The sequence below is a fragment of the Kaistia dalseonensis genome (genome assembly GCF_030814715.1).
Classification (GTDB): domain Bacteria; phylum Pseudomonadota; class Alphaproteobacteria; order Rhizobiales; family Kaistiaceae; genus Kaistia; species Kaistia dalseonensis.
The window spans coordinates 60838-86543 of the sequence record NZ_JAUSVO010000003.1 but is presented as its reverse complement, the minus strand read 5'-3'; the positions used below and the strand labels follow the sequence as shown (position 1 = coordinate 86543).

Here is a 25706-nt window from a genome sequence, read left to right as displayed (position 1 = left end):
GGCCGGTTGCCCGCCTCCGGCTCAGCCGTCCTCGCCGCGGGCGATCGACGAGAAGCGGGTCAGGAGGCGGCCGAAGGCGGCGAGGTCTTCCGAGGACCAGTCGTGGAAATGGTCTTGCAGGATGACGCGCTTGTGCATCTCGAAGCGCGCGAACAGGACGCGGCCCTTTTCCGATAGCCGCAACACGCTGCGTCGGCCGTCGTCCTGCGCCGGGACGCGGAGCACATAGCCGCGCTTGACCGCCTCGGCGACGAGGCGGCTCGCCTGGGAGGGGTCGACGCCGAGGCTCGCCGCGACGGTGCCCACCGCGACGCCGGCCGGATCAGCCTCGCCGCGCTGAACGGCGTGCAGCACTTCGATCAGGCCCGAATCGACATCGGCGCCGAGTTCATCGAGGACGCGGCGTCCGAGCGACTGCCGCGCCATGCTGCGGCGGATGCGTCCGAGTGCTGCATCGATGCACGCAATGTCGTCCATCCGCGCCGGGTCGCTGGCGGCATGGTTGTTCGCGTCGGGATCGGGCGTCGTGCGCGCGCCAGCTTGATGATCGGTCCTGCTCATGCCCGCAATCCTAGCATCGGTCCACCGTCCCGCAGCAAGTTTATGATCGACGCACTTATATGCTATAGACATATGTGTGAGTTACGCATATAAATAGCCCGTCGGGAGCCGGTGATGGTGCCGGGCGCCCTGGAGAGCGGGAAGGACAGGATTATGGTTCAGGAAACGGGCAGCGAACTCTATCGCGTCGACAAGTTCGTCGTGCCGGCGGGATTGCGCGATGCGTTCATCGAGCGGATCGAGCAGACCCACGCCGTGCTGCGGCAGCAGGAAGGGTTCGTGCGCGACTACATTCTCGAGCAGGAATCGGGGCCCGGCGAATTCAACATCGTGACGCTGGTCGAGTGGGCCAGCGCCGATGCGATCGGGAAGGTCACCGCCGCCGTGCTGAAGCGCCATGCCGAGATCGGCTTCGACCGGCAGGCATTCCTGGCGCAGCCGGGTGTGAAGGCCGACATTGCGAGCTATCGACGGCTGGGGATCTGAGCCGGCGGCGAGACCCTCGCCCGTTCCACTCCCGCCGGGACGGGAGAGGGCAGGGCGAGGGCGTCACGTCAGGCCGCGTCGAGGTCGAGGAAGCCACCCGACTGGCGGCGCCAGAGGCTGGCATAGAGCCCGTTCTGGCGCAGCAGCTCCTCATGGCTGCCGGTCTCGACGATGTGGCCTTTGTCGAGCACGATCAACCGGTCCATGGCGGCGATGGTCGACAGGCGGTGGGCGATCGCGATCACCGTCTTGCCGGCCATCAGGCGGAAGAAGCTCTCCTGGATCGCCGCCTCCACCTCCGAATCGAGCGCCGAGGTCGCCTCGTCCAGGATCAGGATCGGCGCGTCCTTCAGCAGGACGCGGGCGATCGCGATGCGCTGGCGCTGGCCGCCTGAGAGCTTGACGCCGCGCTCGCCGACATGGGCATCGAGGCCGATGCGGCCATGCGGATCGGAGAGGCCGCCGATGAACTCGGCCGCATGCGCCTGATGCGTCGCCTCGACGACTTCGGCCTCCGTGGCATTGGGCATGCCGTAGAGAATGTTGTCGCGCACCGAGCGATGCAGCAGCGAGGTATCCTGCGTGACGAGGCCGATCTGGCGGCGCAGGCTGTCCTGCCTCACATTGGAGACGTTCTGCCCGTCGATCAGGATCTGCCCGCTCTCCACGTCGTAGAAGCGCAGCAGCAGGTTGACCAGCGTCGACTTGCCCGCGCCCGAGCGGCCGACCAGCCCGACCTTTTCGCCGGGTTTGATCGTGAAGGAGAGGTCCTCGATGATCCCGCCCTTCTTGCCGTAGTGGAAGCGGACATTATCGAAGCGGATCTCGCCCTTGTCGGCGACGAGGTCCCGCGCGTCGGGCTTGTCGAGCAGCGCATAGGGCCGCGCGATCGTCTCGAGGCCTTCCTGCACCGTGCCCATCTGCTCGAAGATGCCGATCGACACCCACATGATCCAGCCGGACATGTTGGTGATGCGGATCGCGAGGCCCGAGGCGAGCGCGATCGCGCCGAGCGTGATGTCGTTCATGGACCAGAGCCATATCGCGAGGGCGCCCGTGCCGACGACGAGAATGCCGTTCAGCGTCGAGACGGTCGCGTTCATCAGCGTGATCAGCCGTGTCTCGCTGCGAAACGTCTCCGTATGCTGGACGAGCGATTCCTTGGCGTATTCGTCCTCGCGGTCGGGATGGGCGAACAGCTTCACCGTCTGCACATTGGTGTAGCTGTCGACGATGCGGCCCGTGACGAGCGAGCGCATCTCCGACATGATCGTGGCGCGGTCGCGGATGCGTGGCACGAAATAGACCAGCGTCGTGACATAGGCGAGGATCCAGCCGATGAGCGGCATGGCGAGCCGCCAATCCGCGCTCCAGAAGATGACGAGGGCGGAGCCGGCGAAAATCGTCACGAACCAGAGCGCGTCGATCACCTGCACCACCGATTCGCGCAGCGCCGGCCCGGTCTGCACGATCTTCGAGGCGATACGGCCGGCGAAATCATTGGCGAAGAAGGTGATCGACTGGCGCATCACGTAATGATGCGTCTGCCAGCGGATCATGTTGGTGAAGGAGGGCGCGATCGCCTGCTGGTTCAGCAGGTCGTGCGCCACCTGCGCGATCGGGCGCGCGATCAGGATCACGAAGCCCATCCACAGGAAGGTCGGGCCGTAATCGGCCATGATCTGCGTCGGGGAGGTCGCCTTGAGCAGGTCGACGATCGAGCCGATATAGCGCAGCATCGAAATTTCGATCAGCGACACGACGAGGCCGACGGCCATCAGCGCGAGCAGATAGGGCCAGACCTGACGGCAGTAGCGCCAATAGAAGCCGAGCAGGGTCGCCGGCGGCATCGTCTCGTCATGGGCGCGGAACGGATCGATGAGGTTTTCGAAGAAGCGGAACATGGTGGACCCCGAAAGAAAGGCAGGAGCGGCGCGGACGGAAGGGTGCGGGAGGCGGCACGCGGCGCGGCCCTGGCGGGACACGCGCAAGCGACGGCCCGGCCGCGGAAAAGCCTGATGAACGATCGGAATGCTGATGCCCGGAAGACGCCTGTGGCGTCAGTACGGGCCGCTCGATCGATTACGTGTCAGATAAGGAAAGTGGCAGTCATCTGACGCAGGCACATCGCGGACCGGTTGTTCGAACGGACATTATCCATACAACCCTCCATGCCTTGCGCGCCGCTCTTCCCGATGAAGAGCTCATGACCAACAATTGTCTTATAGCCGCATGACAAATGCCGTTGCAGTCCCAATCTGCGCGGTCGCAGGCGTTTCGACTTGGCTGTTGCCGTTGGGTGACAGTGGAGTTCGTGGCGGTTTGCCGGCTCTCCCGCGAGGAGAGGGACAGTGGTCAAATGGGCGACGCTACTCCGCCGCGATCTCGTGCGGGGCGCGGTCGCCGAGGAAGCCGCCGGACTGGCGGGCCCAGAGCGCGGCGTAGAGGCCTTGTGCGGCCAGGAGCTCGGCATGCGTGCCGGTCTCGACGACGCGGCCGTCATCCATCACGACGAGGCGGTCCATCGCCGCGATGGTGGAGAGGCGGTGCGCGATGGCGATCACCGTCTTGCCCTCCATCAGCGTTTCGAGCTTCTCCTGGATCACGGCCTCGATCTCCGAATCGAGCGCCGAGGTGGCCTCGTCGAGAACGAGGATCGGCGCGTCCTTCAGCAGCACGCGGGCAATGGCGATGCGCTGGCGCTGGCCGCCAGAGAGCTTGACGCCGCGCTCACCGGTATGTGCGTCATAGCCGGTGCGCCCGCGCGGATCGGCGAGGCCGGCGATGAAGCCGTCGGCCGAGGCCTGCCTCGCCGCGGCGATCACGGCGGCATCGTCCGCATCGGGCCGGCCATAGCGGATATTATCGCGGATCGAGCGGTTCAGGAGCGCGGTATCCTGCGTCACCACGCCGATGGCGGCGCGCAGCGAACCCTGCGTGACGGTCGAGATATCCTGCCCGTCAATGCGGATCGCGCCGGCCTCGACGTCGTAGAGGCGCAGGAGCAGGCTCACCAGCGTCGTCTTGCCGGCGCCGGAGCGGCCGACGAGGCCGATGCGCTCGCCGGGCCTGATCGTCAGATCGACGCCGCGCAGCACCGGCGTCTTGCCGCCATAGGCGAAGCCGACATGGTCGAAGGCGATCTCGCCCTTGGTGACCACCAGTTCCGCCGCATCGGGCTGGTCGATCAGGCCGTGCGGGCGGGCGATGGTGCGCATGCCGTCCTCGACCGTGCCGACATTGTCGAACAGGCCGGTCAGCGTCATCATCACGCGGCCCGACATGACGGTCAGCCGCATGACGAGGCCGAGCGCCACGGCGGTTTCGCCGGCGCTCATGCCGCCATGGGTCCAGAGATAGACCGAGGCCGCGCCCGTCGCACCGATCAGGAGCGCGTTGGAGAATTGCAGCAGGATCGACAGCGTCGTCAGCAGACGGTTCTGGTCGAGCAGACGGTTGGTCTGGTCTGCGATCGCGGTCCTGGCTGTCTCTTCCTCGCGGCCGTCGCGGGCGAAGAGCTTCACCGTCTGGATGTTGCCGTAGATGTCGGCGAGCTTGCCGGTGAGCAGAGAGCGCGCTTCCGAGGCGGCGGCGGCGCGCTTGCGCACGCGCGGCACGAAATAGGCGGCGAGGCTCGCCAGCACGGCCACCCAGATCACGAGCGGCACGGCCATGACGAGGCTGACATCGGCGAAGATGAACAGGGCCGAGACGACGAAGACCGAGATCACCCAGAGCGCATCGATGACCTGCGTGATCGATTGCGTCAGCGCCGAACCGGTCTGGACGATCTTGGTGACGATGCGGCCGGAGAAATCGTTCTGGAAGAACGAATAGGACTGGCCGATCACATGGAGATGGTTGAGCCAGCGCACGCGGGCGGTGAGCGCCGGCGGCAGGGTCTGGTTCGAGAGGATGGTCTGGATCGCATTGACCAGCGGCCGCAGCACGATCACCACCAGCGCCATGCCGGCGAGCTGCCAGCCATGCTCGGCGAAGAATCCGGCCGGCTGGCCCTTTGACATCATGTCGACCAGACGGCCGACATAGGAATAGATCGCGACCTCGGCGAGCGAGACCAGCAGGCCGGCCGCCATCAGCGCGGCAACAAAGGGCCAGACAGGCTGCAGGAAATGGCGGTAGAAGGCGATCAGCCCGGTCGGCGGATCATCCTCCTCGGCAATGAAGGGATCGATCAGATGTTCGAAATAGCGGAGCATGTCCGACCCTGTATCACTTCGGCTGCCTGAGGGTCAGCCGCCACCACCGAAAATCCGGATTCATGCCCCGCATCGCCCTCTACCAGCCCGACATTCCGCACAATACCGGTGCGATCCTGCGCTTTGCCGCCTGCCTCGGCGTCGGGGTCGATATCATCGAGCCCGCCGGCTTCGATCTCTCCGATCGCGGCCTAAAGCGCGCCGGCATGGATTATGTGGAGCGCGCGGCGCTGACGCGCCACGTCTCGTTCGAAACATTCGAGAATGGAAGGCGCGCGGCGGGCGCCCGACTCATCCTGTTCTCGACCCGGGCCGAGCGATCCTATCTCGATTTCACCTATCGCGCCGATGACGTGCTGCTCTTCGGACGCGAAAGCGCCGGCGTGCCGGAGCATGTCCACAGTCAAGCCGATCAGCGGCTGATCGTTCCGATGCGGCCCGGTTTGCGTTCGATCAATCTCGCCATGACGGTTGCCATGGTAACAGGCGAAGCGCTCCGGCAGACCCACGGGCTGCCCGAGCTGACCGCTGTTCGCAAGGAAAACGAAAATGACGTTGCCTGAAGGTCTCGACGAGAAGAAAGCCCGCGCGGGCGCCTGGTTTGCCGAATTGCAGGGCCGGATCACGGCCGCATTCGAGAAGCTGGAAGACGACGCGCCGTCCTCGCTCTATCAGGGCGCGCCGGGGCGATTCGAGAAGACACCCTGGCAGCGCACCGATCATACCGGCACGCCGGGCGGCGGCGGCACGATGGCGATCATGCGCGGCCGGCTGTTCGAGAAGATCGGCGTGCACGTTTCGACGGTGCACGGCTCCTTCGCGCCGGAATTCGCCAAGGACATCCCCGGCGCCAGCGAGGACCCGCGCTTCTGGGCCGGCGGCATCTCGCTGATCGCCCATATGACGAACCCGAACGTGCCCTGCGTGCACATGAACACGCGCATGGTCGTCACGACCAGGCAGTGGTTCGGTGGCGGCGCCGACCTGACGCCGGTGCTGGATCGCCGCCGCAATCAGGACGATCCCGACGCAGTCGCGTTCCACGCTGCCATGCGCGGCGCCTGCGAGCGGCATCCGGTCGCGAACTACCAGCGCTACAAGGATTGGTGCGACGAGTATTTCTTCCTGAAGCATCGGGGCGAGCCGCGCGGCATTGGCGGCATCTTCTATGACGGCCACAATTCCGGCGACTGGGAAGGCGATTTCGCCTTCACGCAGGATGTCGGCACATCGTTCCTGACGATCTACGACGCGCTGGTGCGGGCGAATTTCGAGACGCCCTGGACTGAGGCCGACCGCGAGGAGCAGCTGATCCGTCGCGGCCGCTATGTCGAGTTCAACCTGCTCTACGATCGCGGTACGATCTTCGGCCTGAAGACCGGCGGCAATATCGACTCGATCCTGTCCTCCATGCCGCCCGTGGTGAAGTGGCCGTAGGGGCCGCTCTCAGGCGGGGGGCTCTGAACTCCATCCAGTCGGTCTCCCTGGCTCGCCCTCACTCTGGGGAGCGCAACAAGCTCTGGCCCACCCTCTCTCCCGCGGGAGCGGGGGAGAGTTGGAGAGGGGACTTCATAGGGCGAAGCCTCGGCAGTTGGCCCCCTCCCGTCCTCCCCCGCTTACGCGAGAGAGGAGAAGAAGGGCCTGCGCTCAACGCCCGGGACGCGGCCAGTTCGCATTCGCTGATTCGAACTGAGATCGACGCTGGAGAACCGAGCTACACCCGTGGGCGCACGGGATATGATTGCCGCGCATGCGTTCTCTCGGGGCGCGACCATTGTGAACCGGCATGCGGGATTTGGGCGAAATGCGGGCCTGCTTGGGGTCGCGGACTGGACGCGGCCGCGAAGCTGAGGCAAGCCTACGGCAGATAGCAGCCCATTTTCCGAAAGCCCCCATGTCCTCCGATCCGTTCGACTTTGCCGCCACCGTCCGCGCGATTCCCGACTATCCCAAGAAGGGCATCGTCTTTCGCGACATCACCACACTGCTGGGCGATGCGCGCGCGTTTCGCCGCACGATCGACGAACTGGTCCAGCCCTGGGCCGGGTCCAAGATCGACAAGGTCGCGGGAATCGAGGCGCGCGGCTTCATCGTCGGCGGCGCGGTGGCGCACCAGCTTTCGGCCGGCTTCGTGCCGATCCGCAAGAAGGGCAAGCTGCCCTATGAGACCGTCCGCGTCTCCTATGCGCTCGAATACGGCATCGACGAGATCGAGATGCATGTCGACGCCGTCGAACCGGGCGAGCGCGTCATCCTCGTCGACGACCTGATCGCGACCGGCGGAACGGCCGAGGGGGCGATCAAGCTTCTGCGCGGCAAGGGCGCCATCGTCGAGGCCGCCTGCTTCATCATCGACCTGCCGGTGCTGGGCGGCGCCGACAAGCTGCGCGCCATGGACGTGCCCGTGCGCACGCTCATCAGCTTCGACGGACATTGATCATGACGGACTTCACGATCGTCCTCGGTACGCGGATCTGGTCGACCTGGTCGATGCGGCCGTGGCTCGCGCTGCGCCGGACGGGGGCCTCGTTCGAGGAGGTCGTGATCGAGCTGCGCCGGCCCGATACGCGGGAGAACGTGCTGGCGGTGAGCCCTTCCGGCTTCGTTCCGCTCCTGATCGACCGGCGTAGCGATACGCCGATCAAGGTCTGGGATTCGCTCGCCATCGCCGAATATCTGGCCGAATCATTTCCCGAGGCAGGGCTCTGGCCGTCCGATCCGGCGGCGCGGGCCGTCGCGCGCTCGGTTTCGGCCGAAATGCATTCCGGCTTCCGGCCAATGCGCATGGCAATGCCGATGGATCTTTTTGCCCATCTGCCGGGGCAGGGGATCGATTCCGAAGATGTCGCAGCCGATATTCGCCGTATCGACCAGATCTTCTGCGATTGCCGCACAGCCTATGGCCAGTCCGGACCCTATCTCTTCGGTCATTTCACCATAGCGGATGCGATGTTCGCGCCGGTCGTCAGCCGTTTCAGGACCTATGAACCCGCGCTCACCGGGATTGCCGCCCGCTATGTCGAGACGATGCTGGCCGATGATGGGTTCATCGCCTGGGAGGAGGCGGCCCGTCGCGCCTTGTGATGATGGTGCAACATTGCGCCCATTGATCTCGGGCGCCCTTACCTCCACCCTGTCATGGGGGTACCATCTCTGCCCAATCGGGATGATGGCATGATTTCTTTCTTCGACGTTTTCAGATGGGACAGGTTCGTCGCGACCTCCGTGATCGAACTGCTCTTCTGGCTCCTGGCGGCAATGAGCGTCCTGCTCGGGGGCTACGGCCTCTTTGCCGGCCTGCAGTTCCTGTCGTCGAGCCCCATCGGCGGCCTTCTGGCCATCGCGCTCAGCATTATCGGCGGCGTGACCGGGATCGTCGGTGCGCGCGTGCTCTGCGAGGCCGTCGTCATCATGTTCCGCATGAACGACAATCTGCTCGATATCCGCGAGAATACGCTGGCCGTGGCCGAGACGCCGACTCCCGCCGCCGCCCCCCAGGCGGCCGTCGCCGAGGACCCGGAACTCGCCATGCTGGAGCGCAAGCTCGCCGAAAGCCGCGCCCAGGCGGCACGGCGGCTGGAAACGCGCGCCGTCGAGCACAGGGCGCATGAGCCGGTCATCGAGCCGAAGGCGATCGAGGTTCGCGTGCCGGAGCCGAGGGTTGAAGCACGAGTCGAGCCCAGACCCGAGCCGAGGGTCAGCGAGTCGCGTCCGGCCCGCAGCTGGGAGGTCCGCGCGCCGGAGCCGCGTCGCACCGAGCCGCGCGCCTGGGACGCGCAGCCGGGCGAGAACCGGCCGCAGGAGGGCCGGACCTATGAGCCGCGCTCGCCGGAACACCGCTCGAGCGAGACGCGCGCCGTGGAGGCGCGACTTTCGGAGCACAGGCTGCACGAGCCGAAGGCGATCCCCTCCGCGTCCGAATCGCGCCAGACCGAGCAGCGCGCCATAGAGGGACGCCTGGCCGAAAGGCGGGCGCCGGAGATCGCGGTGCCCGAGGTTCGCGCGCCCCTGCTCAAGGCCGCCGATCCGCATCTCGTCGAGCGCCTCGCCGAGCGGCATGCGAACCTCTATGCGCCCGATCCGCGCCCGTCATCGCGGACGCCGGCCCGTGTCGATGCCGAGCCAGAACTGCCGAAGGCCGCCTTGCTGGATATCGCGCCGGTTCCGCTGGCGATCGAGCCGGGCGGCGAGCGCGACGAGGCAACTTCGAAGAATGATCCGGCGACGCATGCCGAGCCCAGCCTCGATGTCGCGAGGGCACTCGAGGACGTGGTCGAGCAGGTCAAGACCGCCGTCAGCCGGGCCGTGGACGAAGAGCTGGCGCGGGAGGCGGCAGGTGCGGCGGTGAGTTCTGCGGTGGCCGAGGCCGTGTCGCCGGCCAAGGCCGATCCGAAGCCGGCCGATCCGAAACTGGCCGATCAGGGGAGCGATCCGCGTCCGACCCCGCCAAAGGGCGGCCGCAGCCGTTCGTCCAAGGCCCAAAAGGCCGCACAGCGTCAGGCCAAGACCGGCGACGCCGCCTGAGGAGCTGCCAGCATGAAACAGCGGCCGCCTCGGAGGCACCGCTGTTCTCGAGGGTCATGCGGCGCCGGGACCCGGCGCCGCGCGGGCATCAGGTATTGAAGCGGAAGAGCAGCACGTCGCCATCGGCGACGACATAGTCCTTGCCTTCGTCGCGCGCCTTGCCGGCTTCCTTGGCGCCCGCCTCGCCGCCGAGGCGGATATAGTCTTCATAGCCGATCGTCTGGGCGCGGATGAAGCCGCGCTCGAAATCGGTATGGATCACGGCGGCGGCCTGCGGCGCCTTGGTGCCGGCGGGAATCGTCCAGGCGCGGGCTTCCTTCGGGCCGACGGTGAAATAGGTGATCAGGCCGAGCAGCTTGTAGCCGGCGCGGATCAGGCGATCGAGGCCGGGTTCCTCGAGGCCGAGCGTCTCCAGGAATTCCTTCTGCTCGGCTGCGTCCAACTGCGCGATTTCGGCTTCGATCGCGGCCGAGATGACGACGCAGCCCGCGCCCTGCGCTTTCGCCATTTCGGCGACGCGCTCGGAATGCTTGTTGCCGGTGGCGGCCGAAGCCTCCTCGACATTGCAGACATAGAGCACAGGCTTCGAGGTCAGCAGGTTGAGGGCGTCGAAGGCGGCGCGATCCTCGGGCGCCACCTTGAGCGCGCGGGCCGGCTTGCCCTCGCGCAGCAGTTCCAGCGCACCCTCGATGAGCTCGACCTGCAGCTTCAGATCCTTGTCGGCGCCAGCGCGTTTCTTCAGCGGCGCGATGCGGCGCTCGAGGCTGTCGAGATCGGCGAGCATCAGCTCGGTCTCGACGGTCTCGGCGTCGGCGACCGGATCGACCCGGCCCTCGACATGGGTGATGTCGCCATCCTCGAAGCAGCGCAGCACATGGGCGACGGCGTCGACCTCGCGGATATTGGCGAGGAACTGGTTGCCGAGGCCTTCACCCTTCGAGGCGCCGCGCACGAGGCCGGCAATATCGACGAAGGTCAGCCGTGTCGGCACGATGTTCTGCGATTTGCCGATCTCGCAGAGCTTGTCGAGGCGCGGATCGGGCACGGCGACCTCGCCGGTATTCGGCTCGATCGTGCAGAACGGATAATTGGCCGCCTGCGCCGCCGCCGTCTTGGTGAGCGCATTGAAGAGGGTCGACTTGCCGACATTCGGCAGGCCCACGATCCCGCATTTGAAACCCATGATCTCTACAATCAGTTCGAATTCAGAATATCGGACGGAGCGACCCTGAACGGGTTGATGACGCGGACTGTCCGGATGAGTTGTTGATGCTGCATATCCTCGGAGAGCAGGTAGACGCAACCGGCCATTATCGCGGAAGCCACGATCGGGCAGTCCCACCAGGCCAATCGGTGTTCCTGATGGAGATCGAGCGCCAGCCCGACCGTGCGTGAATCCAGCGGAGCGGTGCAATAGGGCTGGAGATGACGGATCCACTCGGCAACTTCCGAGCTCGCCACATCCCTGAACTTCAGACCTGAAACAGAGAACGCCTCATTCAGAACCTGAGGGCTCAGCACCAGCCCATCCTGATTCCGGAGCGTCCTCAGCCAGTCCACTGACCGGCTCGCCTTGTCCGGCGTGCGTTGATCCCGACTGTAGATCAGGACGTTCGTATCCACGAAAACCCGGACGGTCATAGAAGCTCTCGTAAAGCTCGGCGCGCTTGGGAAGGGGCAGATCGGCGGAGGGCCAAAGTGGCGTGTCGAGCCAGTCGTCGGCTGAGGCCGCGGATAGAGCGCCGTCTCGTTCCCGGGACAGGCGCATACCGATCCAGCGCGACAGGCTCATGCCCGCCTTGGCCGCCTCGACGCGGGCCCATTGCGCGACAGTCTCATCCAGCGTGATGGTTACATTCTTCATGGCACGAACTCCGTGTTACACGGATTTCGTGTTTTCGTGGCGATAAGTCAATGCCGCCTATTCGCCCTTGCCGAGCAGGCGCTTCAACTGCGCGGCGAAGGGGCCATCGGCCGGCTTTTCCGCGCCGGGTGCTGCCGGCTTGTCGACGACCGGCCTGGTGATCGCCGGCTTTGCAATGACGGGCTCGGCGTCCAGCGCTTCCTGCTTCTTCTTGACCTTTTCCGGCTCGCCCGCGCGGTGCAGGCGATTGGCGAAGGTGCTGTCCTTGTCGTCGGCGAGGAGGGGAGCGTTGTCGGCGATGGCGTCGAGCAGCGGATTGATCCAGTCGCCGTCGACCTTCGCGAAATCGTGCAGGACATAGCCGTGCACGAGATCCTTGGAGCCTGGATGGCCGATGCCGAGGCGCAGGCGGCGGTAATCCTCGCCGATATGCGCGCTGATCGAGCGCAGGCCGTTATGGCCGCCATGGCCGCCGCCCACCTTCATCCGGACCTTGGCCGGCGGAAGGTCGAGCTCGTCATGCATCACGACGATGTCGGCATTGGGGATCTTCAGGAAACGGGCGGCTTCGCCAACGGCGCGGCCGCTCTCGTTCATATAGGTCTGGGGCTTCATCAGGAGCACCTTGCGCCCCGACAGCGTCCCCTCGGCAATTTCGGACTGGAAGCGCATGCGCCAGGGTCCGAAGCGATGGCGGCGGTGGATCGCATCCGCCGCCATGAAGCCGATATTGTGCCGGTTCAGGGCGTATTGGCCACCGGGATTGCCGAGGCCGACGATGAGGAGCATGACGCTACCCTTGCACTGAACCGACTGCCTCGCGGCGCCTTACTTACCCTTGGCGGGCGCGGCCGCCGGAGCCTTGGCCGGAGCCTTCGCGCCGGGCTTGCCGGTCGGAGCAGCAGCGGCGGCAGCCGCAGCGGCGACTTCCTCGGCGGTGAGCGCGACCGGAGCCACGATCGTCGCGATCGTGAAGTCACGCTCGGAGATGACCGGGGTCACGCCAGCCGGCAGCTGGACCGACGAGATATGGATCGAATCGCCAATCTCGGCACTCGCCAGGTCGACGGTGATGCGCTCGGGGATCGCGTCGACCGGAGCGTTCACTTCGATCTCGTGGCGAACGATGTTCAGCGAACCGCCAGCCTTGAGGCCGGGCGACTTGTCCTCGTTGATGAACTGCACCGGAATTTCGACGTGGAGCGTCGAATGGGCCGAGATGCGCAGGAAATCGACGTGGATCGGTTGGTCGGTGACCGGATGCAGCGCATAGTCGCGCGGCAGGACGCGGATCTTCTGGCCATCGACGTCGATGGTCGCGATCGTGGTCAGGAAGCCACCGGCATGCAGCTTGAGGAAGATGTCCTTGTGCGACAGCTCGATCGCCAGGGGGGCCTGCTTGTCGCCGTAGATGACGGCGGGAATCTTGCCTTCGCGACGCGACGCCCGGGCGGCCCCCTTGCCCACGCGGTTACGTACCGAGGCCGTGAGCTCGTAAGCGGTGCTCATCGGTATTCTCCTTGTTCAAACGAAAAATGGCCGCGGTGCCTCCAGGGGTGTCGGCGCGGCCGACGTGCTTATAGACGAAGGGGAGGCGGCGAACAAGCGCCGCTGCGGCGGAAACGAAGGGAAATGGCCGAAAACCGGCCGCCCGGGACTGGATCACCGCGCCAAATTCACCGCGCGACCATGCCCCGCGCCTTGCGTTTCGACAAACGCTCGATTAATCGGAGTATTGAAGTAAACTTTATCGACAGGCTGGCCATGTCCATTCGCCGTCATCGTGGCGAAGCGCTCTTCGCTGCATCGCTCCTCATCACGTTGATGTTGGCGGTCTCCGCCGCCTCGGCCCAGACACCGGGCGCTGCGAGCGAGCCCGCGCCGGCCGTGACGTCGGATGGCCTGCCGCCCGGCCATCCCTCGATCAACGAGATCAACACGCCGGACGAGGCCGCCGACGATCTGAGCGATGCGGTCGATCCGCGAAGCCTCCCGCATGATCTGTCGCCAATCGGCATGTTCATGGGCGCCGATCATGTCGTGAAGGCCGTGATCGGCGCGCTGGCCCTCGCCTCCGTCATGACCTGGGCGATCTTCCTCACCAAGACGCTTGAGCTTGCAGGCGTCCGCCGCCGCGCGCTCGCGCTTGGCCGGCGCATCGCTCATGCCCGTTCGCTCGCCGAGGCGGAAGACGAGATCGGGCGGCGTCGGGATGTCGGCGCGCGCATTGTTCGCGCCGCGGCCGAGGAGGTCGAGCTCTCGCACGGGCTTTCACATGAAGGCATCAAGGAGCGCGTGGTCTCGCGCTTCGACCGGATCGAGGCGGGCGCCGGTCGCGACATGGCGCGCGGCACGGCTGTCCTTGCCTCGGTCGGCTCGCTCTCGCCCTTTGTCGGCCTGTTCGGCACGGTCTGGGGCATCATGAATTCCTTCATCGGCATCAGCCAGGCGAACACGACCAATCTCGCCATCGTCGCGCCGGGCATCGCCGAGGCGCTGTTTGCAACCGGGGTCGGCCTCGTCGCCGCCATTCCGGCGGTGCTGTTCTACAACGTGTTCGCTCGTATGATCGCCGGCAACAAGGCCGCGATCGCCGATGTCTCGGCCGAGACGCTCCGCCTGCTGTCGCGCGATCTCGATCGTTCGGCGCTGCGTGGCCCGTCCCGGCTCGCGGCTGCGGCGGAGTGACGGGTCATGGCCGCACGCCTTGGAAGTCATGACGACGAACTGACCGAGAACAGCGAGATCAATGTCACGCCGTTCATCGACGTGATGCTGGTGCTGCTGATCGTGTTCATGGTGGCGGCGCCGCTCGCCACCGTCGACGCGCCGGTCGACCTGCCGCGCTCCAATGCCAAGGCCTCCCCGCGCACGGAAAAGCCGCTCTTCATCTCGATGAAGACCGACCTGACGCTGGTGCTCGGCAATGACGCGATCGAGCGCGAACAGCTCGGTGCCGCGCTCGACGCGGCGACCAGCGGCAATCGCGATGAGCGGATCTATCTGCGCGCCGACCGCAAGGTCGACTATGGCGACCTGATGGAACTCATCAACGCGCTGCGCGACGCCGGCTATACCAAGGTCGCGCTCGTCGGCATGGATGGCGGACGGTAAAGCCTGCGCGGGACTATCGGCGGGGCGAACCGGAAGGCGCCAATGGCGCCTTCACGCCTTAGATGAACAGGCTCGAAACGGACTTCTCGCTCGCCGTGCGGTTGATCGCTTCGCCGAGCAGGGTGGCGATCGAGGTCACGCGGATGTTGGCCGCGTTCTGGACTGCTTCGGTCGGGGCGATCGAATCCGTGATCACCAGTTCCTTCAGCATGGACGAGCCGATGCGCGCGACGGCGCCGCCGGAGAGCACGCCATGGGTGATATAGGCGACGACCGATTTCGCGCCCTTGGCGAGCAGCGCTTCGGCCGCGTTGCAGAGCGTGCCGCCTGAATCGACGATATCGTCGAAGAGCAGGCAATCGCGGCCCTCGACATTGCCGATGATGTTCATGACCTCGGATTCACCCGGGCGCTCGCGGCGCTTGTCGACGATGGCGAGCGGCGCATCGATGCGCTTGGCGAGCGCACGCGCACGCACCACGCCGCCGACGTCCGGCGAGACGACCATGACGTTCTGGAGCTCGTAATGCTCTTTGATGTCGCGCGTGATCACCGGCACGGCGAAGAGATTGTCGGTCGGGATATCGAAGAAGCCCTGGATCTGGCCCGCATGCAGGTCGAGCGTGAGCACGCGGTCGGCGCCGGCATGGGTGATCAGATTGGCGACGAGCTTGGCGGAAATCGGGGTGCGCGGGCCGGCCTTGCGGTCCTGGCGGGCATAGCCGAAATAGGGCAGCACCGCCGTGATGCGGCGAGCGGAGGAACGGCGCAGCGCATCGATGATGATGAGCAGTTCCATGAGGTGGTCATTGGCGGGGAAGCTCGTCGACTGAATGACGAACACGTCCTCTCCGCGAACGTTTTCCTGGATCTCGACGAATACTTCCTGGTCGGCAAAGCGTCGAACCATGCATTTGGCGAGCGGAATTTCGAGATAGGTGGCGATCGCCTCGGCGAGCACCCGGTTGGAGTTTCCGGCAACCAGCTTCAAGGTTTCGGGTCCCGTCATCGGAGGTCGAGAATAGGAAAAGGCTCCGTCGGGAGCCAATTGTTCGGGCGGCGGCGTTGTATCAACTGCGATGGCGCACTGCAAATGCGATTCGCGCCCGCAGGTAAAGTGCGCTTCTTGTCTCGGGCCCGGCGTTGCGCCGGAGCGCGCGGCCGATCAGGACGAACCCGAGCCGGCCGGGGCCGTTCCCCAGCCCACAATGCCGCCAATGGTCCGCCGCGCCACGTTGATCGTCGTGTCCTGGGTAACGCCGCCCCAGGGGTCCTGCGAGCCCGTGGAGGAGGTTTCCTGGCCCGATATGCGATGCACACGGCGGCCGCTCGTGTCGAATATGTCCCAGACATAGACGAGTATGGTGCCGGAGCTGTCGCCCACCGCGGAGAGATAGCCCTTGACCACATAGGTCGCCGTCGGGTCGCCGGCGGGGACGAGCGTCACATGCTGCGCGAACGCCTCGCGGCCGAGCTGGGCCGAGAGGTTGTTCAATATGCTGGCCGGCGCGCCGGTCACGGGTGCGAAGGAAAACTTGGCATCGGCGAACGGAACGGCGGGCGGCGCCGGCACAGTCGGCGCGCCATTTCCCGTCGCAGAACCGATCACCGGCTGCTCGCCTGAACCACCTGATCCGCCGGGCTGATTAGCAGTGCCACATCCGGCCAAAACGGATGCGAGCAGCAGCGCGAAGCCGATGCTCCAAACGGAATTTCTCTTAACCATCATGGCGATCGTCCTTCCGGCGCGGTCGTCCAAGACCCCCTTGCTTGTCTAACGGCAAATCGCCATGCGGTCTAGAATAGAGGGCGGCAGAACGACGATTGTCGGTGGAGTTTTCTTCTCCGCGCCCTCATTTCGCGAGGGCGATCGCGTGCAGCAACCGCCCATAGTCGGGCTCGGCGGCATGGGTCGTGCGACGGTAGGAAAAGAAGCGCGCGGGATCGGCATAGGTGCAGAGCGCGAGATCGTCGACGGTGCCGAGTCGGGCGGCCCGCAGGCGCATGCCGATATAGGCGGGAAGATCGAAGCGGTGATGCTCCGGCCGCTCCGAGCGCACGAAGAAGCGGGCATTGGCAGGGTCGGCGGCGACGAAGCGGGCGTGGAATTCCGGCCCGACTTCATAGGCGGCGGCCGAAATGGTCGGGCCGAGCACGGCGACGATGCGCTCTCGCCGCGCGCCGAGGCCTTCCATGGCGGCAACGGTCGCCTCGAGCACGCCGGTGAAGGCACCCTTCCAGCCGGAATGGGCCGCGCCGATCACCCGAGCCTCGGCATCGGCGAAGAGGATCGGCCCGCAATCGGCGGTTCCGATGCCGATCGCGATGCCCGGCCTTGCTGTGACGACGGCGTCGGCCTTCGGGCCTGCGCCCGGTGCCCAGACCTCGTCGACCACCACGACATCGGGGCTGTGGACCTGATACGGGGTAGCGAGGCGGTCGGGGGCGACACCGAGATCGGCCGTGACGCGGGCACGGTTTTCGAGCACGTTCAGGCGCTCATCCGCCGAGCCGACGCCGCAATTCAAGCTCGCATAGATGCCGTCCGAAACGCCGCCGGCGCGCGTGTAGAAGCCGTGGCGGATGCCGGGCAGGGCGGAGAGAGCGTCGGCTGTGATCTTCATCGAATATCCTCAGGCAAAGGGCGGCAAAGCGAGGCCGGGGGCTGCGACGGCGAGAACCTTGAACAGCGTCCCCATCGCCTCGGGGCCGGCGAGGCGCGCGACGGCCGAGCGTATCGCGTCCTGGGTTTCGGCATCCTTGCCGGCACCAAGCCGGCCGGCGCGTTCGAGGAGGCCGAGGGCGAGCAGGAAATCGCCCTGCGTCCAGATCGGTGCGGGCGTGGCGCCATGGGCGGCCGCGATGCGGGCGAGCAGGCCGAAATCGACATGGACGGTCAGGTCCGCCTCGCCGGGATGAGCGAGCGGATCGTCGAACTGATGCGCGCGGACGGCCTGCAGCGTATCGCCCGTGCCGATCCCGGCATGACCATAATCGATTGCGAGCAGGGCGCCGCCGAAGCGCACCAGCCGCTCGGCGATCGCCGCCATGATCGCGGCGCTGACCGAGGCGATCTCGACCAGCGCGCCGTCCGGCAGGTTCGGATCGGCGCCTTCGAAATGCGCATCGGGACGAAGGCCGAAGATCAGGCGGCCATCTTCCACGCCGACCATGCGCTCGGCCCAGCCCGTGCCGACGCGCAGGAACTGGCGAACCGGCAACGCGTCGAAGAATTCGTTGGCGATGATGATCACCGGACCATCCGGCAGGTCTTCGATGCGATCGGCCCATGCGATGTCATGCGCCGCGAGCGTCGCCTGCTGGCGGGCTCGCAGCCTTGGGCTCGTCTCGACCATGACGATCCGCGCGGCGGCCTCGAAGGCCGGCTGAGCGCGGGCGGCGCGGAGCGCGTCGGCCATCAGCGTGCCGCGGCCGGGACCGAGCTCTGCGAGCACGAAGGGGTCGGGCCGCCCCATCCGGTTCCAGGTCTCGACGGCCCAGAGCCCGATCAACTCGCCGAACATCTGGCTCACTTCCGGCGCGGTGATGAAGTCGCCAGCCGTGCCGAAAGGTTCGCGCGCCATGTAATAGCCGTGCTCGGGATCGCCGAGGCAGGCCGCCATATAGTCGGCGATGGTGATTGGGCCGAAATTCTCGATCCGGCCGAGCAGCCTTTCGCCGAGCGGCGTCAGCGTTGCGCCCGCCTGCGTCATGCGCCGCCCATGGGCCGGCGCATCACGACCACCAGCAGGATGATGCCGGCAAGGACCAGCGGCAGCGAAAGCAGCATGCCCATGGTGAGGCCGCCGGAGAAATAGCCGATCTGGATGTCGGGCTCGCGGAAGAACTCCGAGACGATGCGCGCGAGGCCATAACCGATCGCGAAGACCGCCGAGACGAAGCCAGACTGCTTGAGCCGCAATTGCGAGTGCGTGAAGAAGCGCAGCACGAGGAAGAGCAGCAGCCCTTCGAGCGCCGCTTCATAGAGCTGGCTCGGATGGCGCGGCTGGTCGTCGGCATTGGGAAACACCATCGCCCAGGGCACGTCGGTAGCGCGGCCCCAGAGCTCGCCATTGATGAAATTCGCGATCCGCCCGAGCATCAGGCCGATCGTGACGCCGGGTGCCACGACATCGATCAGCGACCAGACCGGAATGCGGCGTGAGCGGGCGAAGAGCACCATGGCGACGACAGTGCCGAGGAAGCCGCCGTGAAACGACATGCCGCCATGCCAGACGGCGAAGATCTCGGCAGGTGCCGCCATGAAGCGCGCGAAATCATAGAACAGCACATAGCCGATCCGCCCGCCCAGTATGATGCCGAGCGTCGCCCAGACGACGAGATCGTCGATGTCGATCGGCTTGATCGGCGCGCCGCCGGGGCCCCAGAGCTTCGGGCTGCCGACGAGGCGCTTCGCGTACCACCAGCCGAACAGGATGCCGACGATATAGGCCAGCGCATACCAGCGGATCGCGAACGGCCCGACCGAGATCAGCACCGGATCGATGGCGGGAAAGGGCAGGACATAGAGCATGAGGGGCTCCGACAGGGACCGGGCCGCATTGGTGCGCTGATCCGGGGGAAAGGGTCAAGTCCGGCGCGCGTGACGCTCTGCCACCCTTGTTCCGGCTCGTCCGGCCGCCCATAGTAGAATGAGTTGATCTGTCCCTCGGAGGTTTCCATGGACCAGGGTTCGAACCGCCTGTTCGACGAATTCGCGAAACTGATGACGGATGCCGCCGGCGTTGCGCAGGGCGTCAAGCGCGAAGCCGAGACGGTGATGAAGCATCAGGCCGAGCGCTTCTTCTCGGACATGGATTTCGTCAAGCGCGAGGAATTCGATGTCGTGCGCGAAATGGCCCAGAAGGCCCGCGCCGAGAACGAGGCACTGGCGGCCAAGGTCGCCGAGCTCGAAGCCAAGCTCGCCGTGCTGACACAGGGCCACATCGTGGCCGCGCCGCCGGAGGCGTGATTCAGAGGCAAGGCAAGTGTGATGGCCTTCGAATTCCGTCGATCGGGATGTTGAATGAACAAGTTGGTTCAGAATGAGCAGCGGAAGCTGACTGCTTCATTTCTGAACGGCATTGCGATTGCACTTTTTGCGGTCGGCGGGTTGGCTCAGATCCTTTCGGCATTCTATGCCACCAATCCGGGCCATCCCGACCGGTTGATTGTCGTATCGATCAGTCTCATATTCATTGGTGTGAGCGCCGGCGCGCATCAACTGGCTCGGCGTGTCCTGAAGGGCCTGATCGAATGACGGTCGATAGTCTGTTCTTCGCGTTGACGTTTGCAGCCAGTGGCCTGGCGCTCGCGGGATGGGCGTACTGGATCGCTACGAGGCATGATTCGTCCAATCATCACGGCGCTGGCAAGCCCTGATGACCCGACCGGGTCTTCCGCCCGGCGGGACGAAGCCGGTTTGTTTTAGCCGGGTAATATTGACCTTCTGATATCATCCGGGTAAAACAGTGCTCCGGCGAGCGATGAGAAGGCTCGTCTCGGTCCTTGGCCGATGGATGGAGCGTCCTCATGAAAATCGAAGACCGGAAGGCGGCCGTGGCCGCCTACAAGAAGCGCGAGAGTCCGAGCGGCATCTATTTGATCCGCTGCGCTGCGACGGGTGATCGCTGGGTCGGGCAGACGCCCGATCTCGACGCGATCCAGAACCGGATCTGGTTCACGCTCAATCTCGGCAGCCATACGGCGCCGACGCTGCAGGCCGCCTGGCGCGATCATGGCGCGGCGAGCCTCGGTTTCGAAGTGCTCGAACGGCTGGAGAAGGAAGAGACCGCCTATATCCAGAAGGCGCTTCTGAAGGAGCGTTGCGCCCATTGGCGTGCGGCGCTGGACGCGCAGCCGCTCTGACCGCCCCGAAGACGGCCCGACAGTCACCAAAGAAAACGGCCGGAGAAATCCCCGGCCGTTGGATAGTCCTTGATCGCCGGGATCAGGCGTTGACGGCGAGCTTCTCGGCTGCCGGAACGGTCGCGGCCGTGTAGTCGTTCATCAGCATTTCGCTGATCTTGCCCGGCGTGAAGCGATATTCGCCGATCTCGGAAACCGGGGTGACTTCGGCGGCCGTGCCGCAGAGCCAGCATTCCGAGAAGGTCGACAGTTCTTCCGGGAGGATCCGGCGCTCGACGACTTCGATGCCGCGCGCCTTGGCGAGGCCGATGACCGTCTGGCGCGTGATGCCGTTCAGGAAGCGATCGGCGAGCGGCGTGTGGATGACGCCGTCCTTGACGAAGAAGACGTTGGCGCCCGTCGCCTCGGCGACATTGCCTTCCCAGTCCAGCATCAGCGCATCGGCATAGCCGCGGCGCTCGGCCTCATGCTTTGAGATCGTGCAGATCATGTAGAGGCCGGACGCCTTGGCGAGCGAGGGTGCGGTCCGCGGATCGGGGCGGCGATATTTCGCCCAATCGAGGCGGATGCCCTTCAGTCGCTCGGCCGGGCTGAAATAGGACGGCCATTCCCAGGCGGCGATCGCCACGTTGATCTTGTTGTGCTGGGCGGAGACGCCCATCATCTCGCTGCCGCGCCAGGCGATCGGGCGCAGATAGCCGTCGACGAGGCCGTTCTTCGCCAGCGTCGCCTGCGTCGCGTCGTCGATCTCCTGCAGCGTGTAGGGGATCTCGAAATCGAGGATCCTGGCCGAATCGAACAGGCGCTGCGTGTGCTCGCGCAGCTTGAAGACGGTGCCGCCATAGGCCCGCTCGCCCTCGAACACGGCGCTCGCATAGTGCAGGCCGTGCGTCAGCACGTGAATCTTCGCGTCCTTCCACGGAACAAAGGATCCGTTGAACCAGATCCAGCCATCTTTCTGGTCGAAGGCAACCGCGCTCATCTTCGTTACTCCCTCAAGCGGACCGATCGGGTCGGCCCTGTCATCTCGTCGGTCCGGGTTCTGTTTCCTTGCCGTGCCGACACTGTAATGCCGCATGGTGCGCGGCGGAAAGCCGTCATGCTGGGCGGCCGATTTTGCGCCACAAGGAAACAGTCGGTAAAGTGCCGGTCGTGGCACGATCTCGCGAAGCTGTTTCGCGGATGGGCAGCGGCGGGCGCGTTCGAACATTTCGTCGCGACGGCCATTCAAGTAACAATCGAACCGAAATATGTCAATATGACTGACGTAAATTTCGCAGGTGTGGAACCGGATCAGGCCGCGACGGGCGAGGGCGCCATCGTCACGACTCCCTTGTCGGTCGCCGAGATTCCCGAGATCGTCTTGATCGAACTGCTCTTTTACGCGTATCGAGACTTCGTCTCCGACCCCGATGCCGTGCTGGAGACCTATGATTTCGGGCGTGCGCATCATCGCGTGGTGCACTTCGTCAATCGGAATCCCGGCATGCGGGTGGCGGAACTGCTCGATATCTTGAAGATCACCAAGCAGAGTCTCGGCCGCGTTCTCAAACAATTGATCGATACCGGCTTCATCGACCAGGTGCCCGGCCCGGTCGACCGCCGGCAAAGGCTGCTTTATCCGACCGAGAAGGGCAGGGCGCTGGCCGAGCGGCTGTTCGAGCCGCAGGCCCGGCGGATCAATGCGGCGCTGTCGGCGCTGGAGCCCGAGGGCCGTGTCGCCGCGGAGCGCTTTCTCCGCTTGATGATCGACCCTGCGGAGCGCGATAAGGTCTGGCGGAAGATCAACCGCTGACTTGATCGGAGAATGGGCTATCGCTGCGCTCTGGTTGCCGAAGCCCGATTTTCGGCTCAACCCGGCCCCATTTTCCATGCAAGCTCAGTCTGAGGGAGAACCGAGATGAGCGGATTGGCCAGCCCGGAACTAGCGCCGCTTGCGGATGATGCGCCGCATCTTCTCGTCATTGACGATGACCAGCGCATCCGCACGCTGCTCTCGCGCTATCTGACCGATAACGGCTTCCGCGTCGATGTCGCGGCCAATGCGGCGGAGGCGCGCAGCCGGCTCGCCGGCATGACGTTCGACCTGCTGGTGCTCGACGTGATGATGCCGGGCGAGAGCGGTGTCGAGCTGTTGCGCAGCCTGCGCCAGAGCATGGACGTCCCGATCCTGATGCTGACGGCGCGCGCCGAGATCGAGCACCGCATCATCGGCCTCGAGGGCGGCGCCGACGATTATCTCGGCAAGCCGTTCGAGCCGCGCGAGCTGGTGCTCAGGATCAACGCGATCCTGAAGCGCGGTGCCCCGGCCGCGCCCGCGCCGTTGATCGAGCAACTCCGCTTCGGCCCGTTCACCTTCCATATCGGCCGGCGTGAGTTGAAGCGGGGGCAGGAGGTCATCCGCCTCACGGATCGCGAGCGCCAGATCATGGCCGTCTTTGCCGCGACGCCGAACGACACCGTGCCGCGCCTGTCGCTTCTCGCCGAGGATGAGCCGGCGGGCGAGCGCACGATCGATGTGCAGATCAACCGGCTTAGGCGCAAGATCGAGATCGATCCGGCCAATCCGCTCTATCTGCAGACGGTGCGCGGTGTCGGCTACCGGCTGGTGACGGAGGCGTGATGGCCGATCGCGGGACATGGACCTCCCTCGGGAGGGCGGGCTCCTGACGGATAACCTGCCGCACCCTTTCCACAGGACCGGCCGGATCGGCTCCTGGGCCGATTGGCCGGCGGTCGCCGCCGTTCGCCGCTTCGGCCGCTCGCCCGCCATCAACGCCATGCGGCGCAATCTCCGCAAGGCGCAGCCGGCGATCGACTTGATGCTCGCGCCTTATCGCTGGTTCGGCGCCCGCCTCGGCGAGGCGATGCCCAAGGGGCTCTATGCCCGCGCCCTCATCATCATCATCGCGCCGATCGTCATCCTGCAATCGGTCGTCGCCTTCGTCTTCATGGAGCGCCACTGGCAGACGGTGACGCGGCGCCTTTCGGCGGCGACGGTCCGCGATATTGCGGCGATCGTCGACCTGATTGACACCTATCCGCAGGATCCGACCTACCAGCAGATCATCCGCATCGCGCAGGACAGGCTTGGCCTGATCATCTCGGTCGTACCCGGCGAGCCGTTGCCGCCAGCCGCGCCCAAGCCCTTCTTTTCGCTGCTCGACAGTGCGCTTTCGAGCGAGATCAGCACGCAGATCGCCAAGCCGTTCTGGATCGATACGCTCGGCAAGTCCAACCTGGTCGAGGTTCGGATCCAGCTCGGCGACAAGGTGCTGCGCGTGCTCGCCCGGCGCAGCCAGACCTATGCCTCGAATTCCGAGATCTTCATCTTCTGGATGGTCGGCACCAGCCTCGTGCTGCTGGTGATCGCGATTGCCTTCCTGCGCAACCAGATCCGCCCGATCCAGCAATTGGCCGATGCCTCGGAGAGCTTCGGCAAGGGCCGCGAGATTCCGGATTTCAAGCCGCGCGGGGCGCGCGAGGTGCGGCGGGCGGGAGCGAGTTTCATCGAGATGCGCGATCGCATCCAGCGCCAGATCGAGCAGCGCACCGCCATGCTCGCCGGCGTCAGCCACGATCTGAGGACCGTGCTGACGCGCTTCCGCCTGCAACTGGCGCTGCTGCGCGAGAACGACGATGTCTGCGCCATGCGCAAGGATGTCGACGACATGCAGCGCATGCTGGAGGGCTATCTCGCCTTTGCGCGGGGCGACACGGGCGGGCCCACCGTGCCGACCAATATGAGCGTGCTGGTCGACGAGGTAGCGGAGGAGGCGAACCGCGTCGGCCATGACGTGATCAGCACCTTTGTCGGTGATCCGATCGTCAGCATCCGTCCAGGCGATTTCAAGCGCGCGCTCGGCAATCTCGTGATGAATGCATGTCGTCACGGCGAGCATGTCGCGATCAGGGCCGCGCACGATGATGGCTGGCTGGTCGTGAATGTCGAGGATGACGGGCCGGGGATTCCCGAAAGCGAACTCGAAACCGTGTTCCGCCCGTTCTATCGGCGCGACGAGGCGCGGACCCTGGATGACAGCGGCACGGGTCTCGGCCTGCCGATCGCCCGCGACATTGCGCGCGCCCATGGCGGCGACGTCACGCTCGCCCCGGCGCCGGTGCGCGGCCTGATCGCGACTATCCGCATCCCGGCGTGAGCATGTCCGGCTCGAACCGGCCCTGAGACGGCGGGTTCAAGCCGGGGTCTTGTGTCAGGCGCCCGGCGTCATGCGGATCACGGTGCCCCATGGATCGACCAGTTCGCGCTCGGTCGTCACGCCGGAGCCGGTCAGCATCACATAGGCAAGACCGCTGCGCTTCGGATCGCGCTGGCCGGCACCACGACTCTGCCAGCTATTGGCGGCAATGTGGTGATGGTAGCCGCCGGAGGAGAGGAAGCTCGCCCCGCGCATCCGCGCCGTCTCGTCGAGGCCCACCACCGAGGTCCACCATTCGCCGGCAGGACCGGCATCGCCGACGCGCAGATGGACATGGCCGATGCTCAAACCCTCCGGCGCGCCCGCCTGGGGCGGCGGCGGATTCCCGCCGGCGCGCACGATCGCGTCGACATCGAGCGGGTCGGTCGCCATGCGGACGCTCTTCCCGTCCCAGCCCCAGTCCCTTTGCGGCCGGTCGGAATAGATCTCGACGCCATTGCCTTCCGGATCGGTCAGGTAGAAGGCCTCGCTGACGAGATGGTCGGCCATGCCGTCGACCGGGAACCGCTTGCCGGCGGCATGCACGATCCAGCGCGCGAGATCGGCGCGGGTCGGCATCAGGAAGGCGGTGTGGAAGAGGCCGGCGCTGCGCGGATCATCGGCAAGGCCACCGGGCGGAAGCGGCGCAATGTCGAGCAGCACCTTGCCGCCCGCGCCGAGCGCAATCCGGCCGCCGCCGGTGAAGATCGTCTCCAGGCCGAGCACGGCGCGATAATAGTCGGCAACTTTCTCGACGTCGTGCGCCTTCAGGCCGACTTCCGCCACATGGATCGGGCGGGTCAGTGCGAAGGGCAGGGCGTGTTCGGCAACGATGGGATCACTCATTGCGATCTCCTGTTCTGTTCGATT

General features: G+C 65.7%; 29 protein-coding genes. 14 read left to right on the top strand and 15 right to left on the bottom strand.

Going from position 1 to position 25706, the window contains the following annotated elements; genetic code table 11:
- Positions 1 to 21 precede the first annotated feature (21 nt).
- Entirely contained in the window at positions 22 to 561 is a 540-nt protein-coding gene (locus tag QO014_RS10825) for a MarR family winged helix-turn-helix transcriptional regulator (RefSeq protein ID WP_266348721.1), read from the bottom strand.
- A 153-nt stretch (positions 562 to 714) separates the two neighbouring features.
- Between QO014_RS10825 and QO014_RS10820 the strand changes: the two genes are divergently transcribed.
- Positions 715 to 1047 (top strand): antibiotic biosynthesis monooxygenase family protein, encoded by a 333-nt coding sequence (locus QO014_RS10820; protein WP_266348720.1) that lies wholly within the window; start codon positions 715 to 717, stop codon positions 1045 to 1047.
- A gap of 68 nt (positions 1048 to 1115) precedes the next feature.
- On the opposite strand, the gene QO014_RS10815 is transcribed toward QO014_RS10820, so the two are convergent.
- Together QO014_RS10815 and QO014_RS10810 are read right to left on the bottom strand one after the other, a co-directional pair.
- Positions 1116 to 2951: an ABC transporter ATP-binding protein gene (locus tag QO014_RS10815; RefSeq protein WP_266348719.1), complete on the bottom strand. Its 1836-nt coding sequence runs from the start codon at positions 2949 to 2951 to the stop codon at positions 1116 to 1118.
- Between the two features lie 465 nt (positions 2952 to 3416).
- Positions 3417 to 5267: an ABC transporter ATP-binding protein gene (locus QO014_RS10810; RefSeq protein WP_266348718.1), complete on the bottom strand. Its 1851-nt coding sequence runs from the start codon at positions 5265 to 5267 to the stop codon at positions 3417 to 3419.
- Positions 5268 to 5329: 62 nt separating this feature from the next.
- Between QO014_RS10810 and QO014_RS10805 the strand changes: the two genes are divergently transcribed.
- From QO014_RS10805 to QO014_RS10785, 5 genes are all read left to right on the top strand, one after another.
- On the top strand, positions 5330 to 5830 hold the full coding sequence (locus QO014_RS10805; protein ID WP_266348717.1) for a tRNA (cytidine(34)-2'-O)-methyltransferase: 501 nt from the start codon (positions 5330 to 5332) through the stop codon (positions 5828 to 5830).
- On the top strand, positions 5817 to 6704 hold the full coding sequence (gene hemF, locus QO014_RS10800; RefSeq protein WP_266348716.1) for an oxygen-dependent coproporphyrinogen oxidase: 888 nt from the start codon (positions 5817 to 5819) through the stop codon (positions 6702 to 6704). Before QO014_RS10805 ends, hemF begins: the two co-directional genes overlap by 14 nt.
- 457 nt (positions 6705 to 7161) lie before the next feature.
- Positions 7162 to 7704: an adenine phosphoribosyltransferase gene (locus QO014_RS10795; RefSeq protein ID WP_266348715.1), complete on the top strand. Its 543-nt coding sequence runs from the start codon at positions 7162 to 7164 to the stop codon at positions 7702 to 7704.
- Positions 7705 to 7706: 2 nt separating this feature from the next.
- The gene (locus QO014_RS10790; protein ID WP_266348714.1) at positions 7707 to 8351 is read left to right on the top strand and encodes a glutathione S-transferase family protein; all 645 of its coding nucleotides are present in this window, start codon (positions 7707 to 7709) and stop codon (positions 8349 to 8351) included.
- A gap of 90 nt (positions 8352 to 8441) precedes the next feature.
- On the top strand, positions 8442 to 9791 hold the full coding sequence (locus QO014_RS10785) for a DUF4282 domain-containing protein (RefSeq protein WP_266348713.1): 1350 nt from the start codon (positions 8442 to 8444) through the stop codon (positions 9789 to 9791).
- A gap of 88 nt (positions 9792 to 9879) precedes the next feature.
- Here the strand turns inward: QO014_RS10785 and ychF are convergent, their stop codons facing one another.
- Genes ychF through QO014_RS10760 form a run of 5 tightly spaced genes read right to left on the bottom strand, consistent with a single transcriptional unit; the run spans position 9880 to position 13164 of the window.
- A complete protein-coding gene (gene ychF / locus QO014_RS10780; protein WP_266348712.1) occupies positions 9880 to 10974 on the bottom strand; it encodes a redox-regulated ATPase YchF in 1095 nt (364 codons plus the stop codon).
- 11 nt (positions 10975 to 10985) lie between these two features.
- Entirely contained in the window at positions 10986 to 11396 is a 411-nt protein-coding gene (locus QO014_RS10775) for a PIN domain-containing protein (protein WP_266349300.1), read from the bottom strand.
- Positions 11287 to 11655: a hypothetical protein gene (locus tag QO014_RS10770; protein ID WP_266349332.1), complete on the bottom strand. Its 369-nt coding sequence runs from the start codon at positions 11653 to 11655 to the stop codon at positions 11287 to 11289. Before QO014_RS10770 ends, QO014_RS10775 begins: the two co-directional genes overlap by 110 nt.
- Positions 11656 to 11712: 57 nt before the next feature.
- Positions 11713 to 12444: an aminoacyl-tRNA hydrolase gene (pth, locus tag QO014_RS10765; protein WP_266348711.1), complete on the bottom strand. Its 732-nt coding sequence runs from the start codon at positions 12442 to 12444 to the stop codon at positions 11713 to 11715.
- A gap of 39 nt (positions 12445 to 12483) precedes the next feature.
- Entirely contained in the window at positions 12484 to 13164 is a 681-nt protein-coding gene (locus tag QO014_RS10760; RefSeq protein ID WP_266348710.1) for a 50S ribosomal protein L25/general stress protein Ctc, read from the bottom strand.
- Positions 13165 to 13419: 255 nt separating this feature from the next.
- On the opposite strand from QO014_RS10760, the gene exbB reads away from it, so the two are divergent.
- Both exbB and exbD read left to right on the top strand, forming a co-directional pair.
- Positions 13420 to 14343, top strand: coding sequence for a tonB-system energizer ExbB (exbB, locus tag QO014_RS10755; RefSeq protein WP_266348709.1), 924 nt, complete (start codon positions 13420 to 13422; stop codon positions 14341 to 14343).
- Positions 14344 to 14349: 6 nt separating this feature from the next.
- Positions 14350 to 14769, top strand: coding sequence for a TonB system transport protein ExbD (gene exbD / locus QO014_RS10750; RefSeq protein WP_266348708.1), 420 nt, complete (start codon positions 14350 to 14352; stop codon positions 14767 to 14769).
- 58 nt (positions 14770 to 14827) lie between these two features.
- On the opposite strand, the gene QO014_RS10745 is transcribed toward exbD, so the two are convergent.
- The 5 genes from QO014_RS10745 to lgt form a co-directional block, all read right to left on the bottom strand.
- Positions 14828 to 15760, bottom strand: coding sequence for a ribose-phosphate pyrophosphokinase (locus QO014_RS10745; protein WP_307258244.1), 933 nt, complete (start codon positions 15758 to 15760; stop codon positions 14828 to 14830).
- Positions 15761 to 15934: 174 nt separating this feature from the next.
- Positions 15935 to 16378, bottom strand: a complete 444-nt coding sequence (locus tag QO014_RS10740; protein WP_266348706.1) for a hypothetical protein — start codon at positions 16376 to 16378, stop codon at positions 15935 to 15937.
- Between the two features lie 244 nt (positions 16379 to 16622).
- Positions 16623 to 17393 carry a peptidoglycan editing factor PgeF gene (gene pgeF, locus QO014_RS10735; protein ID WP_266348705.1) on the bottom strand — a complete coding sequence of 257 codons (771 nt, stop codon included), beginning with the start codon at positions 17391 to 17393 and terminating at the stop codon, positions 16623 to 16625.
- Positions 17394 to 17402: 9 nt separating this feature from the next.
- Positions 17403 to 18482, bottom strand: coding sequence for a class I SAM-dependent methyltransferase (locus QO014_RS10730; RefSeq protein ID WP_266348704.1), 1080 nt, complete (start codon positions 18480 to 18482; stop codon positions 17403 to 17405).
- The gene (gene lgt, locus QO014_RS10725; RefSeq protein WP_370877124.1) at positions 18479 to 19303 is read right to left on the bottom strand and encodes a prolipoprotein diacylglyceryl transferase; all 825 of its coding nucleotides are present in this window, start codon (positions 19301 to 19303) and stop codon (positions 18479 to 18481) included. Before lgt ends, QO014_RS10730 begins: the two co-directional genes overlap by 4 nt.
- A gap of 147 nt (positions 19304 to 19450) precedes the next feature.
- Here lgt and QO014_RS10720 point away from each other — a divergent pair, with 147 nt between their 5' ends.
- The 3 genes from QO014_RS10720 to QO014_RS10710 all read left to right on the top strand — a co-directional run bounded on the left by QO014_RS10720 (position 19451) and on the right by QO014_RS10710 (position 20637).
- Positions 19451 to 19741, top strand: a complete 291-nt coding sequence (locus QO014_RS10720; protein ID WP_266348703.1) for an accessory factor UbiK family protein — start codon at positions 19451 to 19453, stop codon at positions 19739 to 19741.
- Positions 19742 to 19795: 54 nt separating this feature from the next.
- Complete coding sequence (locus tag QO014_RS10715; protein ID WP_266348702.1) at positions 19796 to 20029, top strand: amino acid transporter; 234 nt, start codon at positions 19796 to 19798, stop codon at positions 20027 to 20029.
- Positions 20030 to 20301: 272 nt separating this feature from the next.
- A complete protein-coding gene (locus tag QO014_RS10710) occupies positions 20302 to 20637 on the top strand; it encodes a GIY-YIG nuclease family protein (RefSeq protein WP_266348701.1) in 336 nt (111 codons plus the stop codon).
- Between the two features lie 82 nt (positions 20638 to 20719).
- On the opposite strand, the gene QO014_RS10705 is transcribed toward QO014_RS10710, so the two are convergent.
- Positions 20720 to 21619 (bottom strand): branched-chain amino acid aminotransferase, encoded by a 900-nt coding sequence (locus QO014_RS10705; RefSeq protein WP_266348700.1) that lies wholly within the window; start codon positions 21617 to 21619, stop codon positions 20720 to 20722.
- A gap of 276 nt (positions 21620 to 21895) precedes the next feature.
- Between QO014_RS10705 and QO014_RS10700 the strand changes: the two genes are divergently transcribed.
- The 3 genes from QO014_RS10700 (at position 21896) to QO014_RS10690 (ending at position 24797) form a co-directional block, all read left to right on the top strand.
- Positions 21896 to 22432, top strand: coding sequence for a MarR family winged helix-turn-helix transcriptional regulator (locus QO014_RS10700; protein WP_266348699.1), 537 nt, complete (start codon positions 21896 to 21898; stop codon positions 22430 to 22432).
- Between the two features lie 105 nt (positions 22433 to 22537).
- Positions 22538 to 23260, top strand: a complete 723-nt coding sequence (locus QO014_RS10695; protein WP_266348698.1) for a response regulator — start codon at positions 22538 to 22540, stop codon at positions 23258 to 23260.
- 199 nt (positions 23261 to 23459) lie between these two features.
- The gene (locus tag QO014_RS10690) at positions 23460 to 24797 is read left to right on the top strand and encodes an ATP-binding protein (RefSeq protein ID WP_266349298.1); all 1338 of its coding nucleotides are present in this window, start codon (positions 23460 to 23462) and stop codon (positions 24795 to 24797) included.
- Between the two features lie 54 nt (positions 24798 to 24851).
- Here the strand turns inward: QO014_RS10690 and QO014_RS10685 are convergent, their stop codons facing one another.
- Entirely contained in the window at positions 24852 to 25682 is an 831-nt protein-coding gene (locus tag QO014_RS10685; protein WP_266348697.1) for a VOC family protein, read from the bottom strand.
- Positions 25683 to 25706: the final 24 nt, after the last annotated feature.